Source organism: uncultured Nocardioides sp., assembly GCF_947488025.1.
GTDB lineage: Bacteria > Actinomycetota > Actinomycetes > Propionibacteriales > Nocardioidaceae > Nocardioides.
Window position 1 is genome coordinate 333,716 of record NZ_CANKYS010000001.1, and the last position, 17,236, is coordinate 350,951.

13 protein-coding genes are annotated in these 17,236 nt (G+C 72.5%); 3 read left to right on the forward strand and 10 right to left on the reverse strand.

Annotated features, from left to right (window positions below; translation table 11 throughout):
* Positions 1 to 30: 30 nt before the first annotated feature.
* Both Q1B24_RS01530 and Q1B24_RS01535 read left to right on the forward strand, forming a co-directional pair.
* A complete protein-coding gene (locus Q1B24_RS01530) occupies positions 31 to 1,086 on the forward strand; it encodes a hypothetical protein (RefSeq protein ID WP_299922471.1) in 1,056 nt (351 codons plus the stop codon).
* 84 nt (positions 1,087 to 1,170) lie between these two features.
* Complete coding sequence (locus tag Q1B24_RS01535) at positions 1,171 to 3,321, forward strand: MMPL family transporter (RefSeq protein ID WP_299922473.1); 2,151 nt, start codon at positions 1,171 to 1,173, stop codon at positions 3,319 to 3,321.
* Between the two features lie 164 nt (positions 3,322 to 3,485).
* On the opposite strand, the gene map is transcribed toward Q1B24_RS01535, so the two are convergent.
* The 6 genes from map to Q1B24_RS01565 all read right to left on the reverse strand — a co-directional run bounded on the left by map (position 3,486) and on the right by Q1B24_RS01565 (position 9,529).
* Complete coding sequence (map, locus tag Q1B24_RS01540; RefSeq protein WP_299922475.1) at positions 3,486 to 4,259, reverse strand: type I methionyl aminopeptidase; 774 nt, start codon at positions 4,257 to 4,259, stop codon at positions 3,486 to 3,488.
* Positions 4,260 to 4,269: 10 nt separating this feature from the next.
* On the reverse strand, positions 4,270 to 4,971 hold the full coding sequence (locus Q1B24_RS01545) for a hypothetical protein (RefSeq protein WP_299922476.1): 702 nt from the start codon (positions 4,969 to 4,971) through the stop codon (positions 4,270 to 4,272).
* A gap of 51 nt (positions 4,972 to 5,022) precedes the next feature.
* Complete coding sequence (locus Q1B24_RS01550; protein ID WP_299922477.1) at positions 5,023 to 6,255, reverse strand: ROK family protein; 1,233 nt, start codon at positions 6,253 to 6,255, stop codon at positions 5,023 to 5,025.
* Positions 6,256 to 6,263: 8 nt separating this feature from the next.
* Positions 6,264 to 7,544 carry an ABC transporter permease gene (locus tag Q1B24_RS01555; protein ID WP_299922479.1) on the reverse strand — a complete coding sequence of 427 codons (1,281 nt, stop codon included), beginning with the start codon at positions 7,542 to 7,544 and terminating at the stop codon, positions 6,264 to 6,266.
* A gap of 20 nt (positions 7,545 to 7,564) precedes the next feature.
* Positions 7,565 to 8,341 (reverse strand): ATP-binding cassette domain-containing protein, encoded by a 777-nt coding sequence (locus Q1B24_RS01560; RefSeq protein ID WP_299922481.1) that lies wholly within the window; start codon positions 8,339 to 8,341, stop codon positions 7,565 to 7,567.
* Positions 8,342 to 8,428: 87 nt separating this feature from the next.
* A complete protein-coding gene (locus tag Q1B24_RS01565) occupies positions 8,429 to 9,529 on the reverse strand; it encodes a substrate-binding domain-containing protein (RefSeq protein WP_299922483.1) in 1,101 nt (366 codons plus the stop codon).
* A 201-nt stretch (positions 9,530 to 9,730) separates the two neighbouring features.
* Between Q1B24_RS01565 and aceB the strand changes: the two genes are divergently transcribed.
* On the forward strand, positions 9,731 to 11,311 hold the full coding sequence (aceB, locus tag Q1B24_RS01570) for a malate synthase A (protein ID WP_299922485.1): 1,581 nt from the start codon (positions 9,731 to 9,733) through the stop codon (positions 11,309 to 11,311).
* Here aceB and Q1B24_RS01575 read toward each other — a convergent pair.
* Genes Q1B24_RS01575 through Q1B24_RS01590 form a run of 4 tightly spaced genes read right to left on the reverse strand, consistent with a single transcriptional unit; the run spans position 11,268 to position 17,218 of the window.
* Positions 11,268 to 12,635: a guanine deaminase gene (locus tag Q1B24_RS01575; RefSeq protein ID WP_299922487.1), complete on the reverse strand. Its 1,368-nt coding sequence runs from the start codon at positions 12,633 to 12,635 to the stop codon at positions 11,268 to 11,270. The genes aceB and Q1B24_RS01575 overlap by 44 nt on opposite strands.
* The gene (xdhC, locus tag Q1B24_RS01580; protein WP_299922489.1) at positions 12,632 to 13,450 is read right to left on the reverse strand and encodes a xanthine dehydrogenase accessory protein XdhC; all 819 of its coding nucleotides are present in this window, start codon (positions 13,448 to 13,450) and stop codon (positions 12,632 to 12,634) included. The genes Q1B24_RS01575 and xdhC overlap by 4 nt, the downstream gene beginning before the upstream one ends.
* Position 13,451: 1 nt before the next feature.
* Complete coding sequence (gene xdhB / locus Q1B24_RS01585; RefSeq protein ID WP_299922491.1) at positions 13,452 to 15,827, reverse strand: xanthine dehydrogenase molybdopterin binding subunit; 2,376 nt, start codon at positions 15,825 to 15,827, stop codon at positions 13,452 to 13,454.
* On the reverse strand, positions 15,824 to 17,218 hold the full coding sequence (locus tag Q1B24_RS01590) for an FAD binding domain-containing protein (RefSeq protein WP_299922493.1): 1,395 nt from the start codon (positions 17,216 to 17,218) through the stop codon (positions 15,824 to 15,826). Before Q1B24_RS01590 ends, xdhB begins: the two co-directional genes overlap by 4 nt.
* Between the last annotated feature and the right edge of the window lie 18 nt (positions 17,219 to 17,236).

Here is a 17,236-nt window from a genome sequence, read left to right on the forward strand (position 1 = left end):
CCCTTGGGCCGTGCGTGACGTCTCCCATGCATGAAGACTCTGCCTCGGGCGATCCTCCTCGTCGCGACCGCCCTCGCGATCACCTCGCCGCTCGCGCCGTCCGTGCAGGCATCCGCCGAGAAGGCGGCGCCCCGCACCGTTCTCGACGTGCGCGACCTCGACCAGGGCGAACCGCCGGCCATCGCGTGGACCGAGCGCACGGCGGGCAGGACGGTGATCCACGGTCCCGGCGGCACGGACACCCCGGTGCCCAACAACGTCGTGGCGCTGGCGCCGATGGGTTCGGGCTACGTGATCCAGACGGCCCTCAACCGCCCGGTGACGGTGCGCTGGGTCGGCGCGGACGGCACCCCGGGCCGCCGCGAGTGGCGTACCGGTGACGGCCTCGCCGTCTCACCGCTGGGCAACGTCGTCGCCTTCGCCGGCAGGCGCGGCGGCAAGGTCTGGACCATCGACCAGGAGGGGGACCGGGTCTTCCGGTTCAACCCGGTCCCGGTCACGGGTACCTCGCACGCGGTGGCGGTGGCGGGCGAGAACTGCAAGGAGGGCGAGGGCGAGCCCGGCACCGGGTGCTCGATCGCGGTCAACGGGCCGCACCGCGCGTTCTCCACCTCCTCGCACGGCATCGTCGACCGTGTCCCGCGACTGCGACAGGTCACGACCGGCCGGGGGCGGTGGATCGGCGGCATCACCTCTCTCAGCGACATGGGCTCGTGCAGCGCGATGCTGCACAGCTGGCGCGTGAAGTGGCGTACCTGCGACAACCAGCTCTCCGACATCTCGCCCGACAACCGCCACGTCATCGGCACACCGGCGTACGCCGACGGCTTCGGCCCCGGCGTGCTCGACGTCCTCGCCACGGCCGACGGCTCGGTGGCCCACACCTTCACGTACTCCCGCCGCGGCCACTCGGCGACGTACTTCGACGAGGTCTGGGAGGACGCCGAGCACGTGCTCGTGGTGACCTACCAGGAGGGCGAGTGGGCCGTGGTCCGGCTCGGTGTCGACGGGTCCATGGAGTACGCCGTCGCGCCGCGCCGCGGGTCGGTGGACCGTCCGTCCCCCTTCCAGCTGCAGACGAGGTGACCCGGCCGTCGGAAGACGTCCCTGTCTAGACCTCAGGGCTATTACCGATGCACGAATCGGGCCCGGGCTGTTCGACTGGGGAGCATGCACCGACAGATCGCTGGAACCCTCACGGGACGGGTCACCAAGTGGGTCGTGCTCGCCGTGGCGGTGGTCATCACCGGCTTCATGGGGATGTTCTCGACCCAGCTCGCCGACGTCCAGAACAACGAGGCCTCCTCGTGGCTGCCGGAGTCGGCCGAGTCCACCCAGGTGCTCGAGGAGCTGTCGCAGTCGGTCGACCCCAACGACATCCCGACGCTGGTGGTCTACCACCGCGACGGTGGCCTGACCGACGAGGACCTCGCCCAGATGGAGGCCGACGGGCCGGAGATCGCCGAGCTCGACGGCGTCACCGCCGAAGGCGTGCTCACGCCCGCGGCTGCCGAGGCCGCCGCCGCCCAGGGCGCCCCGGTCCCGACGCTGGTCTCCGACGACGGCCAGGTCGCCTACCTCTACTTCGTGCTCAACTTCGGCGCCGACGGGTGGAACGCCATCCCCGACGCCGCCGACGAGATCCGCGACATCGCGGAGCTGGACGGCGGCGAGGTGCACCTGGCGGGGTTCGGTGGGCAGGCGGCCGACTCGGCCGAGGCGTTCGAGGGCATCGACACGAATCTGGTCTTCGCCACGCTCGCCGTCGTGATCGTCATCCTGCTCTTCACCTACCGCAGTCCGGTGCTGTGGATGCTGCCGATCATCTGCGCCGTCGTCGCCAACACCGTCGCCACCGGTCTGGTCTACCTGCTGGCGAAGCACGCCGGCCTGACGGTCAACGGCCAGAGCCAGGCGATCCTCAGCATCCTCGTGATCGGGGCGGGCACCGACTACGCCCTGCTGCTCGTCGCGCGCTACCGCGAGGAGCTGCGCCGCCACGCCGACCGCCACGACGCGATGGCCTTCGCGCTGCACCGCGCGGCGCCGGCGATCTTCGCCAGCGCGGCCACGGTCGCGGTCGGCATGCTCTGCCTGTCCTTCGCCGAGCTCAACTCCACCGCCGGCCTCGGTCCGGTCGCCGCCATCGGCGTCGGGGTGACCATGCTGGTGATGCTCACGCTGCTGCCCGCCCTGCTCGTGATCTGCGGGCGCTGGGTCTTCTGGCCCAAGCGTCCCGGCTTCGGCAGCCCGGAGCCGACCGCCGACGGCCTCTGGGCCGGGGTCGGCCGCCGGATCAGCCACCGCCCGCGCCGGGTGTGGGTGACCACGACCGGGTTGCTGCTGCTCGCCTGCCTCGGGCTCTTCAGCCTCGACACCTCCGGGCTCGCGACCGAGGACACCTACACGAAGGAGTTCGACTCCATCAAGGGGCAGAAGCTGCTCGAGGAGCACGGCCTGTCCGACAACTCCAACACCATCCAGGTCGTCACCGCCGCCGACCTCGCGGACGACGTCGTCACCTCGCTCGACGGGATCGACGGCCTCGGCGAGCCCGGCGAGGTGCAGCCGCTGGCCGACGGGCGCGCGTGGTTCGAGGCCACGATCGACGCCGACATCTCCTCGACCACCGCCGCCGGCATCGTGGAGTCCTCGCGCGACGCCGTCCATGCGGTCGACGGGGCCGACGCCCTGGTGGGCGGCGGGTCCGCGTTCTACCTCGACACCAAGACCGCCTCCGTGCGCGACAGCTGGGTGATCATGCCGCTGGTGCTGCTCGTGGTGCTGCTGATCCTCATCGGCCTGCTCCGCGCACTGCTCGCGCCGCTCATCCTCATCGCCACCGTCGTGCTGTCGTTCGGCGCAGCGCTGGGCATCTCGGCGCTGCTGTTCGAGTACGTCTTCGGCTTCGCCGGGTCCGATCCAGGGTTCCCGCTCTTCGCGTTCGTGTTCCTCGTGGCGCTCGGCATCGACTACAACATCTTCCTGATGACCCGGGTGCGGGAGGAGACGGTGCAGCACGGCACCCGCCGGGGCTCGCTCATCGCGCTCGCCTCGACGGGCGGGGTGATCACCTCCGCCGGGGTCGTCCTGGCCGCGACGTTCCTCGTCCTGGGATCGCTGCCACTGGTGTTCCTCGCCGAGCTCGGCGTGGCCGTCGCCCTCGGCGTCATGCTCGACACGCTGGTGGTCCGGTCGGTCCTGGTGACGGCGCTCAACCTCGACCTGGGCGGCAAGATCTGGTGGCCCAGCAAGCTCGACCGCGAGGACGCCCCGCTCACCGCTGCGGAGGCGGAGGCCCCCTTGGAGACGGTGCACTAGGACCTGCCGGGTCATGCCCGGCACGGCGCGTGTGGGGAACGAATCGCAGCACGCACGCCGGTTTCGGCCTGCGAATGGTTCCCCACCCGGCTCGCTGGGGAACCGTCGGCACCTCCAGGGCCTTCCGCGGGGTGCCGTTGGTTCCCCACGCGCCCGCCGACGCGTCACCGCGACGGCAGCGTCAGGACCTCCGCACCGTCCTCGGTGATGGCGATGGTGTGCTCGCTGTGCGCCGTCAGGCACCCGGTGGCGCTGCGCAGCGTCCAGCCGTCGTCGTCGGTGACGAGCTCGTCGGTGTCGACCATGATCCACGGCTCGAGCGCGAGCAGCAGCCCCGGACGGAGCTTGTAGCCCCGGCCGGGTCGGCCGTCGTTGGACACGTGCGGGTCCTGGTGCATGGTCGTGCCGATCCCGTGGCCGCCGAACTGCATGTTGATCGGGTAGCCGGCATCGCCGAGGACCGTGCCGATCGCGTGCGACAGGTCGCCGATGCGGGCGCCGGGACCGGCGGCGGCGATGCCCGCGGCCAGCGCGCGCTGGGTGGTCTCGATCAGCTCGACGCTCCCGGCCGGGCGGCTCTCCCCCACCACGAAGCTGATCGCGGAGTCAGCGGCCACCCCGTCGAGGCGGACCGCGAGGTCGAGGGTGAGCAGGTCGCCGTCGGCGAGCCGCTGGTCGCGCGGGCGACCGTGCAGCACCGCGTCGTTGACCGCCGTGCAGACGTAGTGGCCGAAGGGCCCGCGACCGAAGGACGGGGCGTAGTCGACGTAGCAGGACTCGGCGCCGGCCTCGCGGATCATCTCGGCCGTCCAGCGGTCGAGGTCGAGCAGGTTGGTGCCGACCTCGCTGCGCGAGCGCAGCGTCTGCAGGATGTCGGCGACGAGGGCGCCGGTCCGGCGGGCGCGGTCGACCTGGGCGGGGTTGAGGATCTCGATCATCGCGGGCTCATCATCTCAGGCCCAGACTCGCACACCGCTTGCGCGTGGAACCGCTGCACAGGTCGTCGAGGGTCAGGATGCCCTCCGCGACGAGCACCGAGGTGAGGGTGTCCACGGTGACCTCTTTGTCGCTGTAGAGCCAGGACTCGACGCCGTCGACGTCCACGCCGCCCTCGACGGGGTTGTCGGCGAGGTAGGCCACGGCCAGGTCGGCCGCCCGGTCGCTCATGTCGCCGGTCGGGACGTAGGTCATCGACTTCTCCTTCCCCATGACGACGTCGCGGGCGGCCTCCACGTCGGAGCCGGACCGGCCGGTCGGCACGCCGCTCTCGAGGCCGACGAAGCGGTCGGAGCCCGGGACGAGCTCACCGAGCGAGATCACCGGCAGGTCGCCCCCGGTGAGCGTCCCGAGGTCGTCGGGGTCGACCGCCACCACGACGACGACGTCCGCCGAGTCCGCCTCGGCCTGGCGGGCCTGGCTCTTCTGGGCGGCGGCGTCGCCCTCGGCGTCGTACACCCGCACGCGGCACTCGTCGCACGTCGACTCGACGCGATCGGTCAGCCGCTCGACGTCGACCACCCGGGACGAGGCGTCATCGGTGTCGGCGACGAGGACCGCGATCGTCGGCTCGTCGCCGGCACAGGCCGACAGCAGCGGGGCGACGACGAGGGCGGCGGTGAGGAGTCGGGTGAGGAGGCGGGCGCGGAGCATCCCGAGGAGGTTATCGGCTCGAGGTGCCGGGCACGGCCTCGGCGCGGCCGCTCATCCGGCCAGGCGCGTGCCGACGCCGACCAGCGCCGTGCCGAGGGCGGCCACCGGGTCGACGAACAGCGGCTCGAGGGCGATCTCCGCGGCGCCCAGCAAGGAGGAGTCCGAGCCGAGCCCGGGCAGGGTCAGCGTCACCGACTCGAGCGGCGCGGGCAGCGCACCGTCGGCGAGCCCGGCCTCCACCTCGGGACCGACCAGCGCGTAGAGGGAGCGGAAGTAGCCGCCAAGCACGACCTGGCGGGGGTTGAACACGTTGACGATGCTGGCGAGCCCGTGGCCCAGGGCGGTCCCGGTGTCGCGGAGCGCCGCCGACGGCTCACCGAACCCGGCGAGCACCTCGTCGAGCTGGGCGACCTTGTCGGTCGGGCAGTGGATGGCCTCGGCGATGGCGTGGGCGCCGACCTCGGTCTCCCAGCAACCCCGGTTGCCGCAGTGGCACTCGCGGCCGGCCGGGTTGAAGCGCAGGTGGCCCACCTCGCCGGCGTAGCCCCCGGCGCCCTCGAGCCGGACGCCACCGGTGATGACGCCCGCTCCGACGCCGACGTTGCCGGAGACGTAGATGAGGTCGTCGACCCCGACGGCCACCCCGCGCACGTGCTCGGCGAGCGCGCCCAGGTCGGCGTCGTTGGCGATGGACACCGGCACGTCGAGGCCGAGAGCGGCCAGGACGATCCCGCCGAACGACACGTCGTGCCACTCGAGGTTGGGGGCGAGGCGGATCAGGCCGTCGCTGCTGCGCACCAGGCCGGGGACGCTGATCCCGATGCCGACCAGCTGGGCGGCGTCGGGGACACCCTCCACGACGCAGCGGATCAGCCCGGCGACGGCGGCTCCCACCTGCCACGCCTCGCCGTCGCTGCGCACGGGCGCCTCCGCCCGCCTCAGCACACGTCCACCGAGGCCGACCCGGGCCACCACGGCGCGGTCGACCCCGAGGTCGACCGCGACGACGAACGGCCCCCGCTCGGCGACGCGGACGCCCGCCGACGGACGACCGGCGCCCTGCCGCGGGGCACCCTCGACCGGGAGCGCACGCTCGGTGATGCCCAGCGCCTCCAGCTCGTTGACCAGCGCGGCGATGGTGCTGCGGTTGAGGCCCATGAGGCCGGTCAGCTCGGCGCGCGAGATCTGACCGGCTCCGTGGACGTGCCGCAGCACGGTCCCGAGGTTGTGGCGACGCGCGAGCTCCTGGTTGGTCCCCAGGCCCGGGCGCCGACGGGTGGTCATTCCGGTCCCTACACGCCAGCGGAGGAACGGCGGCGCCGCGAGATGGCGTCGACGCTCGCGGCGAGCAGCAGCACACCGCCGGTGACGAGGAAGTTGATGTAGCTCGCCTGGTTGAGCAGGCCCAGGCCGTTGGGGATGGTCGCGATCACCAGGCCGCCGATCACGGCGTCGAGGGCGCGGCCCCGGCCGCCGAAGAGGCTGGTGCCGCCGATGACCGCGGCGCCGACGGCGTAGAGCAGCTCGTTGCCGCCACCGGAGCCCGGCGAGACCTTGCCGGTGTAGGACGCCGCGAGCAGTCCGCTGATCGCGGCCATGCTCGAGCAGATGACGAAGGCCATGATCCGCACGCGCTTGACGTTGATTCCGGCACGCCGCGCCGCCTCCGCGTTGCCGCCGACGGCGTAGAGGTGGCGGCCGAAGCGGCTCTTGGTCAGCACGTAGGTCCAGAACAGGAGCAGTGCGATCACGACGGGAGCCACCCACGGGATGCCGCTGATCTCGAACAGCTCCGGGTTGGGCGCGCGGTTGGCGCTCAGGAGGGCGGTCAGGCCGAGCACGATCACCGCGAGGACGGCGATCTGGATGACGACCAGGCCGAGAGGCTTGTGGACCAGCCCCTTCGCCGAGAGCGAGCGGTAGCGCCACAGCGAGAGCGCGGCGAAGCCCACCACGATCAGGATCGCCGCGATCCACCCGGCGGTGACCGGGACGTTCTTGATCGACAGTCCACGGAGGACCGCGTCGTTGAAGCGGAGCGACCCGCCCGAGCCGATCAGCTTGAGCGGCACCGCCTGCAGGGCGAGGAAGAAGGCGAGGGTGACGACGAAGGAGGGGATCCCCAGGAATGCGACGAGCGAGCCGATCGCCAGGCCGATCACCGCACCCACGGCGACACCGGCCAGGGTGGCCGCCCACCACGTCCAGTCGTAGTCGATGAGCATCAGCGCGATGATCGTGGCCGACGCACCGCCCGCGACGCCGGCCGACAGGTCGATCTCGCCGATCAGCAGGACGAAGACGATGCCCATCGCCAGGACGATGATCGAGCCGGACTGGATGACCAGGTTGGCCATGTTGTAGGTCGTGAGGAACCGGTCGTTGAGGGAGGCGAACACGGCGAAGAGGAAGACCAGGCCGAGGATCGCGGGCAGGGAACCCATGTCACCGCCGCGCAGGCGGTTGACGTAGTCACGGGCCGAGTCGCCGATGGTGGCAGCCTGCCGGTTGTCGTTGTCGAAGCCGCTGGGGGCGGGGCTGGGAACGGATGCGGTGTCGGTGTCAGTAGTCATGGTGGAGTCTCCGGTCCTTCTCAGACGTCCGCGGTCAGGGCGTTCTCGGCGATGCCGAGGTCCCCGGAACGCCCTGCGGTGATGAGCTCGACGATCTGGCTGTGCGTGACGTCCTTGGCCGGGACGTCGGCCGCCACCCGGCCGAGGTAGAGCGCGGTGATCCGGTCGGCGACCTCCAGGACGTCACCCATGTTGTGCGAGATCAGCACCACACCCAGGCCACGGTCGGCGAGACGGCGTACGAGGTCGAGGACCTGTCGCGTCTGGGCCACACCGAGGGCCGCAGTGGGCTCGTCGAGGAGGACGACCTTGGAGTTCCACAGGACCGCCTTGGCGATGGCCACGGTCTGACGCTGGCCGCCGGAGAGACTGGCGACGCTCTGGCGCACCGACTTCACGGTGCGCACCGAGAGCGAGGCGAGGGTCTCGCGGGCACGCGTCTCCATCGTCACCTCGTCGAGGCCGAAGCGGCTGGTCTCCTCGCGCCCGAGGAACATGTTCTCGACGATGTCGAGGTTGTCGCACAGCGCGAGGTCTTGGTACACGATCTCGATGCCGAGGGCGGCCACGTCACGCGGGCCGTGCACCTCGACCTTCTTGCCCTCGAAGACGTAGTCCCCGCTGTCGCGGCCGTAGATGCCGGCGATGATCTTCACGAGGGTGGACTTGCCCGCACCGTTGTCGCCGACGAGCGCGGTGACCTGTCCGGGATAGACGGCGAAGTCGACGTCGTGCAGCACGTGCACCACCCCGAAGCTCTTGTTGACTCCGCGCAGCTCGAGCAGCGGTTCAGGCATTGACCTACTCCGATCCAGATAATTTGTTGTTCGCGTCACGGAACGGCGTCCGGGTCACCGACCCGGACACCGCTCCGTGCCAGGCGATCAGGAGATGCCGGCCTCGGCGCACAGGTCGGCGAACTCGCCGGTGCACACGTCCTCGGCCTTCTGGCCACCGTCCTCGATCACGTCACCGACGTTGTCCTTGGTGATGGCCTGCGGCTCGAGCAGGATCGACGGCACGTCGCGGCCACCCTCGGTGTCCTCGGTCACGCCGGTCGTCTCGGCGTCCTCGCCGTTGACGAGCGCGATCGCGGCGTCGGCCAGCGCCTCGGCCTCCTGCGTGGCGGACTTGTAGACCGTCATGCACTGGGTGCCGGCGAGCACGTTCTGCAGGCCCTCGACCGTCGCGTCCTGGCCGGTGACCGGGACCTTGCCGGCCTGGCCGTTGCCCTCGAGGATGCTGATCGCGGCACCGCCGAGACCGTCGTTGGCCGCGAGGACCCCGTCGACCTTGCCGTCGGCAGCGGTGTAGAGCTGCTGGAAGATCGTGGCGGCCTCCTCGTTGTCCCAGTCCGGGACGGCCTGCTCACCGACGACCGTGTAGTTGCTCATCTCGTCGAGCACGCTGTGCGCACCCTCGGCGAAGAGCGTGGCGTTGTTGTCGGTGGGCGAGCCGTTGAGGAAGACGATGTTGGCCTTCTTGTCGCCGAGGCAGTCCGCGAGGCCCTGGCCCTGCAGCTCACCCACGACGGTGTTGTCGAACGACACGTAGTACTCCGCCGACCCGCCGAGGGTGAGTCGGTCGTAGTCGATGGTCGCGACGCCCTGGGAGCCCGCCTTCTCCTGGATGGCGGCACCCGACTCGGAGTCGAGGTTGACGATCGCGAGGACCGTCACGCCGTTGCCGATCATGGTGTCGGCGATCTGGGTCATCCGCTCCGCGTCACCCTCGGCGTTCTGGATGTCGTACTCGACACCCGCCTCGTCGAAGGCCGCCTCGAGGGCCGGGCGGTCCGCGCTCTCCCAGCGCACCGAGGACTCGGTGTCGGGGAGGATGACGCCGATCTTGCCCGTGGCCTCGCTCCCGCTGTCGGAGCCGCTGCCGGAGTCACCGGAGTCACTGCTGTCGTCGCTGCCGCAGGCGGTCAGCGCCATCGAGAGGCCGAGCAGGGGGACCAGGACCAAACTGTGCTTGCGCTTCACGCGAACCGCCTCCTAGCGATCTGTCGTACGGCTGCCGCTGAGCGCGGAGGCGCGTACATATGTTGTTCCACGCAACATATATGGGGTGACCACCGTCACGTCCAGACCGTCGCGGTGCCTGTTGCCGGTTCGTTACCAAAACGGCCGACGAGGCCCCTGTGGACTGGACCACCGGTCCGTCGTGAGGGCTAGCGTGGCGCCATGACCGGCCTCGACGTGTCCGCCCCTCCCGTGCCGCGGTCCGAGGAGGTGTTGACGCCGGAGGCGCTCGCCTTCGTGGCCGACCTCGACGCGCGGTTCCACGAGCGGCGCGACGAGCTGCTCGCCGCGCGCCGGGCCCGGCGCGCGGAGGTCGCCCGGACCGGCCGCCTCGACTTCCTGCCCGGGACCGCGGACGTGCGCACGTCGGAGTGGACGGTCGCGCCGGTGCCCGACGACCTGCGCGACCGCCGCGTCGAGATCACCGGCCCCACCGACCCCAAGATGGCGATCAACGCCCTCAACTCGGGTGCGCGCGTGTGGCTCGCCGACCTCGAGGACGCCAACACGCCGCACTGGCGCAACGTCGTGGGCGCCCAGCTGACCCTGCGCGACGCCGTCCGGGGGCGGCTGACCTTCACCTCTCCCGACGGCAAGGCGTACGCCGTCGCCGACCCCGCGCACGCGCCGGTGGCCCTCCCCCGCCCGCGCGGGTGGCACTTCGACGAGGCCCACCTCACCGCCGCCGGCCGACCGGTCGTCGCCGCCCTGGTGGACTTCGGGCTGCACTTCTTCCACAACGCCCGCGAGCTGCTCGCCTCCGGGAGCGGGCCCTACTACTACCTGCCCAAGCTGGAGTCCCACCTCGAGGCGCGCCTGTGGGACGACGTCTTCACCCACGCCGAGGCGGCGCTCGGGGTGCCGCACGGCTCGGTGCGCGCGACCGTGCTCATCGAGACCATCACGGCCGCGTTCGAGATGGACGAGATCCTCTGGGAGCTGCGCGACCACGCGGCGGGACTCAACGCCGGCCGCTGGGACTACCTGTTCAGCATCATCAAGAACTTCCGCGACGCAGGACCGGGCTTCACCCTGCCCGACCGCAACGCGGTGACCATGGCGGCACCGATGATGCGGGCCTACAGCGACCTGCTCGTGCAGACCTGCCACCGCCGGGGCGCCTTCGCGATCGGCGGGATGGCGGCGTTCATCCCGAGCCGGCGCGACCCGGAGGTCAACGAGCGCGCCTTCGCCAAGGTGCGCGAGGACAAGACCCGCGAGGCCGGCGCCGGCTTCGACGGCTCGTGGGTGGCCCACCCCGACCTCGTGCCGTTGTGCGCCGAGGTGTTCGACGCCGCACTCGCCGGGGCTCCGAACCAGCTGGGCGTCACGCGCGACGACGTGTCGGTCTCGGCCGACGACCTCCTCGCGGTCGGCCAGACGCCCGGCGAGCGCACCGAGGCAGGACTGCGGGGCAACGTGCGGATCGGCATGCAGTACCTCCACGCCTGGCTGTCCGGCAACGGCGCCGCCGGCATCGACAACCTCATGGAGGACGCCGCCACCGCCGAGATCTCGCGCTCGCAGGTGTGGCAGTGGGTGCACAACGACGCCACGCTCGACACCGGCGAGGTGGTCACGCGCGAGCTCGTCGAGCGGCTGGTCGCCGAGGAGCACGAGGCCCTCGCCGGCGCGGTGGACGACGACGCCCGCCAGCTCTTCGTCGACTGCGCGCTGGGCGAGGAGTTCCCCGACTTCCTCACCCTGCAGGCGTACGACGTCCTGCTGGCGCGGGGCGACTGACCGGCCGGACGAACCCGCCCGAGGCGACCTGGTCGCCACCGACCCACACGTCGGCGACGTCGGCGTCACCGGCGAGCGCGAACACCTTGCCGAGCGCCTCCTCCGGCGACCCGGCGTGCCGCAGCCCGATGTCGAGCGCGGTGCCGACGGGTGGACGCACGCAGATCGCGTCGAACTGCTTGCCGGGGCTGAGGTCGCCCGTCACGTCACCGAGGCCGAGCGCCGCCGCACCGGCCGCGGTGCTGAGGTGCAGGAGGTGCCCGGCGGCCAGCGGCAGCCCGTCGGCGCCGAGCAGGTGCTGCAGGAAGTAGGCCTGCAGGCCCTCCTTGAAGATCGAGAACCCGGTGCCCGCCCCGACGTCGCTGCCGAGCGCGACCCGCACACCCGCACCGACGTGGCGGCGCAGGGAGAACATGCCCGACCCCAGGGCGGCGTTGCTCGTCGGGCAGTAGGCCACCGCCGTGCCCCGGGCGGCCAGCACGGCGAGCTCGGCATCGGTCGGGTGGACGTTGTGGGCCAGCACCGAGCACCCGCCGAGCAGCCCGTGGTGGTCGTAGGTGTCGACGTAGTGGGCCCGGTGCGGGAACTGGTCGGCGACCGTGGCGACCTCCGCGTTGTTCTCGTTGACGTGGGAGGTGAAGCAGGCGCCGTCGACCGCGGCGAGGACGTCGGCGCAGGAGGCCAGGATCTCGTCGGACGCCGAGAGCGCGAAGCGGGGCGTGACGGCGTAGCGCAGCCGGCCGCGCCCGTGCCAGTCCTTCGCCAGCCGGACCGCCTCCTCGTGGGAGCGCTCGGCGGTGGTGAGCAGCGGCTCCGGCAGCACGCGGTCGCTGACCACGAGCCCGCTCGTGATCCGCAGCCCGAACCGTTCGGCCTCGGTGAAGAGCGCGTCGACCGCGGGCGCGAAGTGGGACCCGAAGACCAGGGACGTCGTGGTCCCCGCGGCGATCAGCCCGGCCACGAGCTCGCCGGCCACCGTGGCGGCGTACGACGTCGACGCGAGGCGCTCCTCCTCCGGCAGGGCGCACCGCTCGAGCCACTCGAGCAGCGGCATGCCGAGCGCGCCGATCACCCGCACCTGCGGGAAGTGGACGTGGGTGTCAACCAGGCCCGGCAGCAGGATCCCGGCCCGCAGGTCGATCACGGGCGCCGCGGGGAGACGGGCCGCGACCGAGGCGAAGGGCCCCCGGTCGGTGATCACGCCGTCGTCGGAGACCGCGAGGCCGAGATCGTCGTCGTAGCGGAAGGCGGGGCCGCTGGAGGTGAACGGGTCGTCGGGGGCGTCGTAGGCGCGGGCCCGGTAGACGACCCCGGCACCGCTCACCTGAGGGTCCTGCGGTCGGCGGCGAGGAGGTCCATCAGCTCGGCCGCGACCGAGACCGCGATGGCGACGGGCAGCTTGGACGAGGAGGCGGGGCCGGGCAGCCCGATCGGGCAGCGGATGCGAGCGACGGCTGCTTCGTCGTGCCCCTCCACAGCGAGCCCCGTGCGGAAGCGGGCCCACTTGGCGGCCGAGCCGATCAGCCCGACCGAGCCGAGGTGCGTGCAGCGCAGTGCCGCGTCGCAGAGGGCGAAGTCCTCGGCGTGGTCGTGGGTCATGACCAGCACGTGGGTGCCGGGCGGGACGGCTCCCAGCGCCAGCTCGGGGACCGGTGAGTGGTGGACCCGCACCCGGGCCTCGCCGTCGGCCGGCAGGGCGAGCCGCTCGTCGGCGAGCAGGCCGGGGCGGGAGTCGACGAGGTGCAGGTCGAGGTCGTGCGCCGCGAGGATGCGGGCCAGCTGGAGACCGACGTGGCCGAGGCCGAAGATCGCGACGGAGCCGACCACCGGCAGCGGCTCGAGCAGCAGGGTCACCTCGCCACCGCAGCACTGGCGGCCGTGATCGGTGCGGGCCTTGTCGGTGAGGCCGAGGACGAGCTGCTCGGGGGTCTGGGTCCCCTGATCGACCATCGTCCGGGCGCGGGCGAGTGCGGTCTCCTCCAGGTTGCCGCCGCCCACGCTCCCCCACGACTCCCCGGCCGAGACGACCATCTTGGCGCCGGCGTCGCGGGGCGCGTGCCCGCGGACGTCCACGACGGTCACCAGCACTCCCGCCTCCCGCTGCTCCCGCAGCCGCTCGACCGCTCCCAGCCAGTGCATGTCAGCCCTCCCCCGCCGCGCCGGCCGCCTGCTCGGACCGGGGGTGGAGGGGCGGCGCCGCCGGGTCCGGCCGGTCGGGCACCGCGCCGGGCAGGCCCTCGACGACGTGGTCGGGGGCCGCGCCCCGCGCGCGCTCGGCCGCCCAGAAGACCGCCTCGGGCGTGGCCGGGGAGGCGAGCTCGACGCTGGCACCCTCCGGTCCGAACGCCGCGACCGCCTCCCGCAGCGCCTCACGGACCGCGAACGCCAGCATGAGCGGCGGCTCACCGACCGCCTTCGAGCCGTAGACCGCACCGTCCTCGTGGGCGTGCTCGAGCAGGGCGACGTGGAGCTCGTCGGGCAGCTCGCCCAGGCTCGGGAGCTTGTAGGTGCTGGCGGACTGGGTGGTCAGCCGGCCGCGCCCGGGGCCGTCGGACTCGTCCCAGCGCAGGTCCTCCATCGTCAGCCAGCCCACCCCCTGCACGAAGCCGCCCTCGACCTGGCCGATGTCCACGAGCGGGGAGAGGCTGTCGCCGACGTCGTGCACGATGTCGACCCGCACGGTGCGGTGGGCGCCGGTGAAGCCGTCGACCTCGACCTCCGCCGCGGCGACGCCGTAGGCGAAGTACTTGAAGGGGTGGCCGCTCATCAGCGTGGAGTCCCAGTGGATGCCCTCGGTGCGGTAGAAGCCCGCGGCCCACAGCTGCACCCGGCTGAAGTAGGCCTCCCGCACCAGCTCTGCCCAGGGCAGGCCGCGCCCCGCGTCGACCTCGCGGAGGCGCGCCAGGACCTGCTCGCAGGCGTCCTTGACCGCACCCCCGTTGAGGTCGGTGCTGGAGCTCGCCGCTGTCGCGGACGTGTTGGGCACCTTGTCGGTGCGGGTGGGTGCGACGCGGACCTTCGCGAGGGGCACGCCCAGGGTGGTGGCCGCGACCTGCAGCATCTTGGTGTGCAGCCCCTGGCCCATCTCGGTGCCGCCGTGGTTGATCAGCACCGACCCGTCCTTGTAGACGTGCACGAGCGCGCCGGCCTGGTTGAAGGCGGTGAAGTTGAAGGAGATGCCGAACTTCACCGGCGTCACCGCGAGGCCGCGCTTGCGGTGGGGGTGGGCGGCGTTGAAGGCCGCGACACCGGCCCGACGGCGTACGACATCACCGGTCTCGAGCACCTGGTCCCACGCGGCGGCGAGCCGCTCGGGGTGGCGCACCACCTGACCGTAGGGCGTGGCCTGGGACTCGACGTAGAAGTTCTTCCGGCGCAGGTCGACGGGGTCGACCCCGAGCAGCGGGGCGCAGCGACCGAGGATGTCCTCGATCACCAGCATCCCCTGCGGCCCGCCGAAGCCGCGGAAGGCGGTCTGGGAGGTCTTGTGGGTGCGGGCCACGCGGCCGTGCAGGAGCACGTGCGGGATCCAGTAGGCGTTGTCGACGTGGCACAGCGCCCGGGCCAGCACCGGCTCGCTGAGGTCGAGGCTCCAGCCGCCGTCCGAGGTCAACGTCGCCTCGAGGGCCGCCAGCCGCCCGTCGTCGTCGAAGCCGACGCGCCACTGGGCGTGGAAGCCGTGGCGCTTGCCGGTCATCGTCATGTCGTGGGTGCGGCTCAGGCGGAGCCGGACGGGCCGACCGGTCAGGACCGCACCGAGGGCGGCGATCGCCGCGAAGCCGTGCGGCTGCATCTCCTTGCCGCCGAAGCCACCGCCCATCCGCAGGCACTGCACGGTGACGTGGTGGCTGTCGAGGCCGAGCACGTGCGCGACGATCTCCTGCGTCTCGCTCGGGTGCTGGGTGCTGCTCTGCACGAACACCTGACCGCCCTCGTCGACGAGCGCCAGCGAGGCATGGGTCTCGAGGTAGAAGTGCTCCTGCCCCGCCATCTCGGTGACGCCGCTGAAGACGCGGGTGGCGCCGGCCAGGCCCTCCTCGACGTCACCCCGGGCGATGACCGGTTGGCCGCCCTGGAAGTGCTCGGCCTCGATCGCCTCGGCGAGGGACACGATCGCGGGCAGCTGCTCGTAGTCGACCTCGACCGCGGCCGCGCCCTGCCGGGCTGCCTCGAGGGTGTCGGCCAGCACCCAGCAGACCGCGTGGCCGACGAACATCACGACCTCGGGGAACAGCGGCTCGTCGTGCTTCACGCCGGCGTCGTTGGTGCCGGGCACGTCGTCGGCGGTCAGCACGCGGACGACGCCCGGCACGGCGAGCGCGGGTGTGGCGTCGAGCCGGGTGACCCGGGCGTGCGGGTGGGGCGAGCAGACCGGGTGCGCGTGCAGGACGTGCGGCGTGCGGTGCACCAGGTCGTCGGTGTAGAGCGCGTGGCCGGTGACGTGCAGGGCGGCGCTCTCGTGGGGCAGGGCGAGGCCGACGACCGCGTCGTCCGGGCGCTCGGAGAGGCGGCTCACGACGACTCCCCCTCGCCCCACGCCTCGCACCACCAGGCCCGCAGCGCGTTGCCCAGCATCGCCGAGCGGTAGGCGGCGCTGGCCCGCTGGTCGTCGATGGGCGTGCCCTCATTGGCGAGCACCAGCGACGCCGCCTCGACGGTCTCCGCGGTCCACGGCCGACCCTCCAGGGCGGACTCGGTGGCGCGGGCGCGCAGGGGTGTCGCGGCGACCCCGCCGAGACCGATGCGTGCCCGCACGACGGTGCCGTCGACGACGTCGAGGGCGGCGGCCACCGCGACGCTGGAGATGTCGTCGTAGCGACGCTTGGCGACCTTGCGGAAGGTGGCGTGCGCGGCCAGCGGTGCGGGCACGCGGACGGCCCGGATGAGCTCGCCGGCGCGCAGCACGGTCTCGCGGTAGCCGGTGAAGAAGTCGGCCAGCGCGACCTCCCGGTCGCCGTACGCCGAGGCGAGCACCACGGTGGCGTCGAGGGCGAGCAGGGCGGGCGCGAGGTCGCCGATCGGCGACGCGGTGGCGAGGTTGCCACCGATCGTCGCGCCGTTGCGGATGAGCGGCGAGGCGAAGAGCGGCCACACCTCGGTGAGCAGCGGCACGGTGCCACCGAGCGCGGCCTCGACCTCGCTCAGGGTCAGCGCGGCGCCGATCTCGATCGGGCCGTCCGTAGAGAAGCCCCGCAGCTCGGGCAGCCGGTCGACCGCGACGACGTGGGACGCCCGACGACCGCGCAGGTTGGCCTCCACGCCCCAGTCGGTGGACCCGGCGACCACCACGGCGTCGGGGTGCTCCGCGAGGAGCGCGAGGGCCTCGGCGAGGTCGCCGGGACGGTCGAAGCCGTCGACCCGGGTGCGTACGACGTCGGGCGCGGGCCGGGCCTGCCTCTCGGCCAGCGGGTCCGCCGGCGCAGGAGCGTCGAGGGCGCGGGCCGCGTCGCGGATCGGGCGGTAGCCGGTGCAGCGGCACAGGTTGCCCGCGATCGCGTGCAGGTCGAACCCGTCAGGACCCTCGGGGCGGTCGGGGCGGTAGTACTCCGCGGCCATCGAGCACGCGAAGCCGGGCGTGCAGTAGCCGCACTGGGAGCCGCCGCCGGCCGCGAGCCCGGCCTGCACGGGGTGCAGGTGCTCGGGCGTGCCGAGGCCCTCCGCGGTGACGACCTCCTGCCCGTCGAGCGCGAGGGCCGGCACGAGGCAGGCGTTGACCGGCGTCCACCGGCTCCCTGCGCCGGCGGGGCGCACGACCATCACGGCGCAGGCGCCGCACTCCCCCTCCGCACACCCCTCCTTGGCCCCGGTGAGCCCGAGGCCGCGCAGGAAGTCGAGCGCGTTGGTGTGGGTGGGCGTGCCGACGAGCGGGCGCGGTCGCCCGTTGACGGTCACCTGCGGATCCGGCATGTTCCTCCCCCTCGTGAA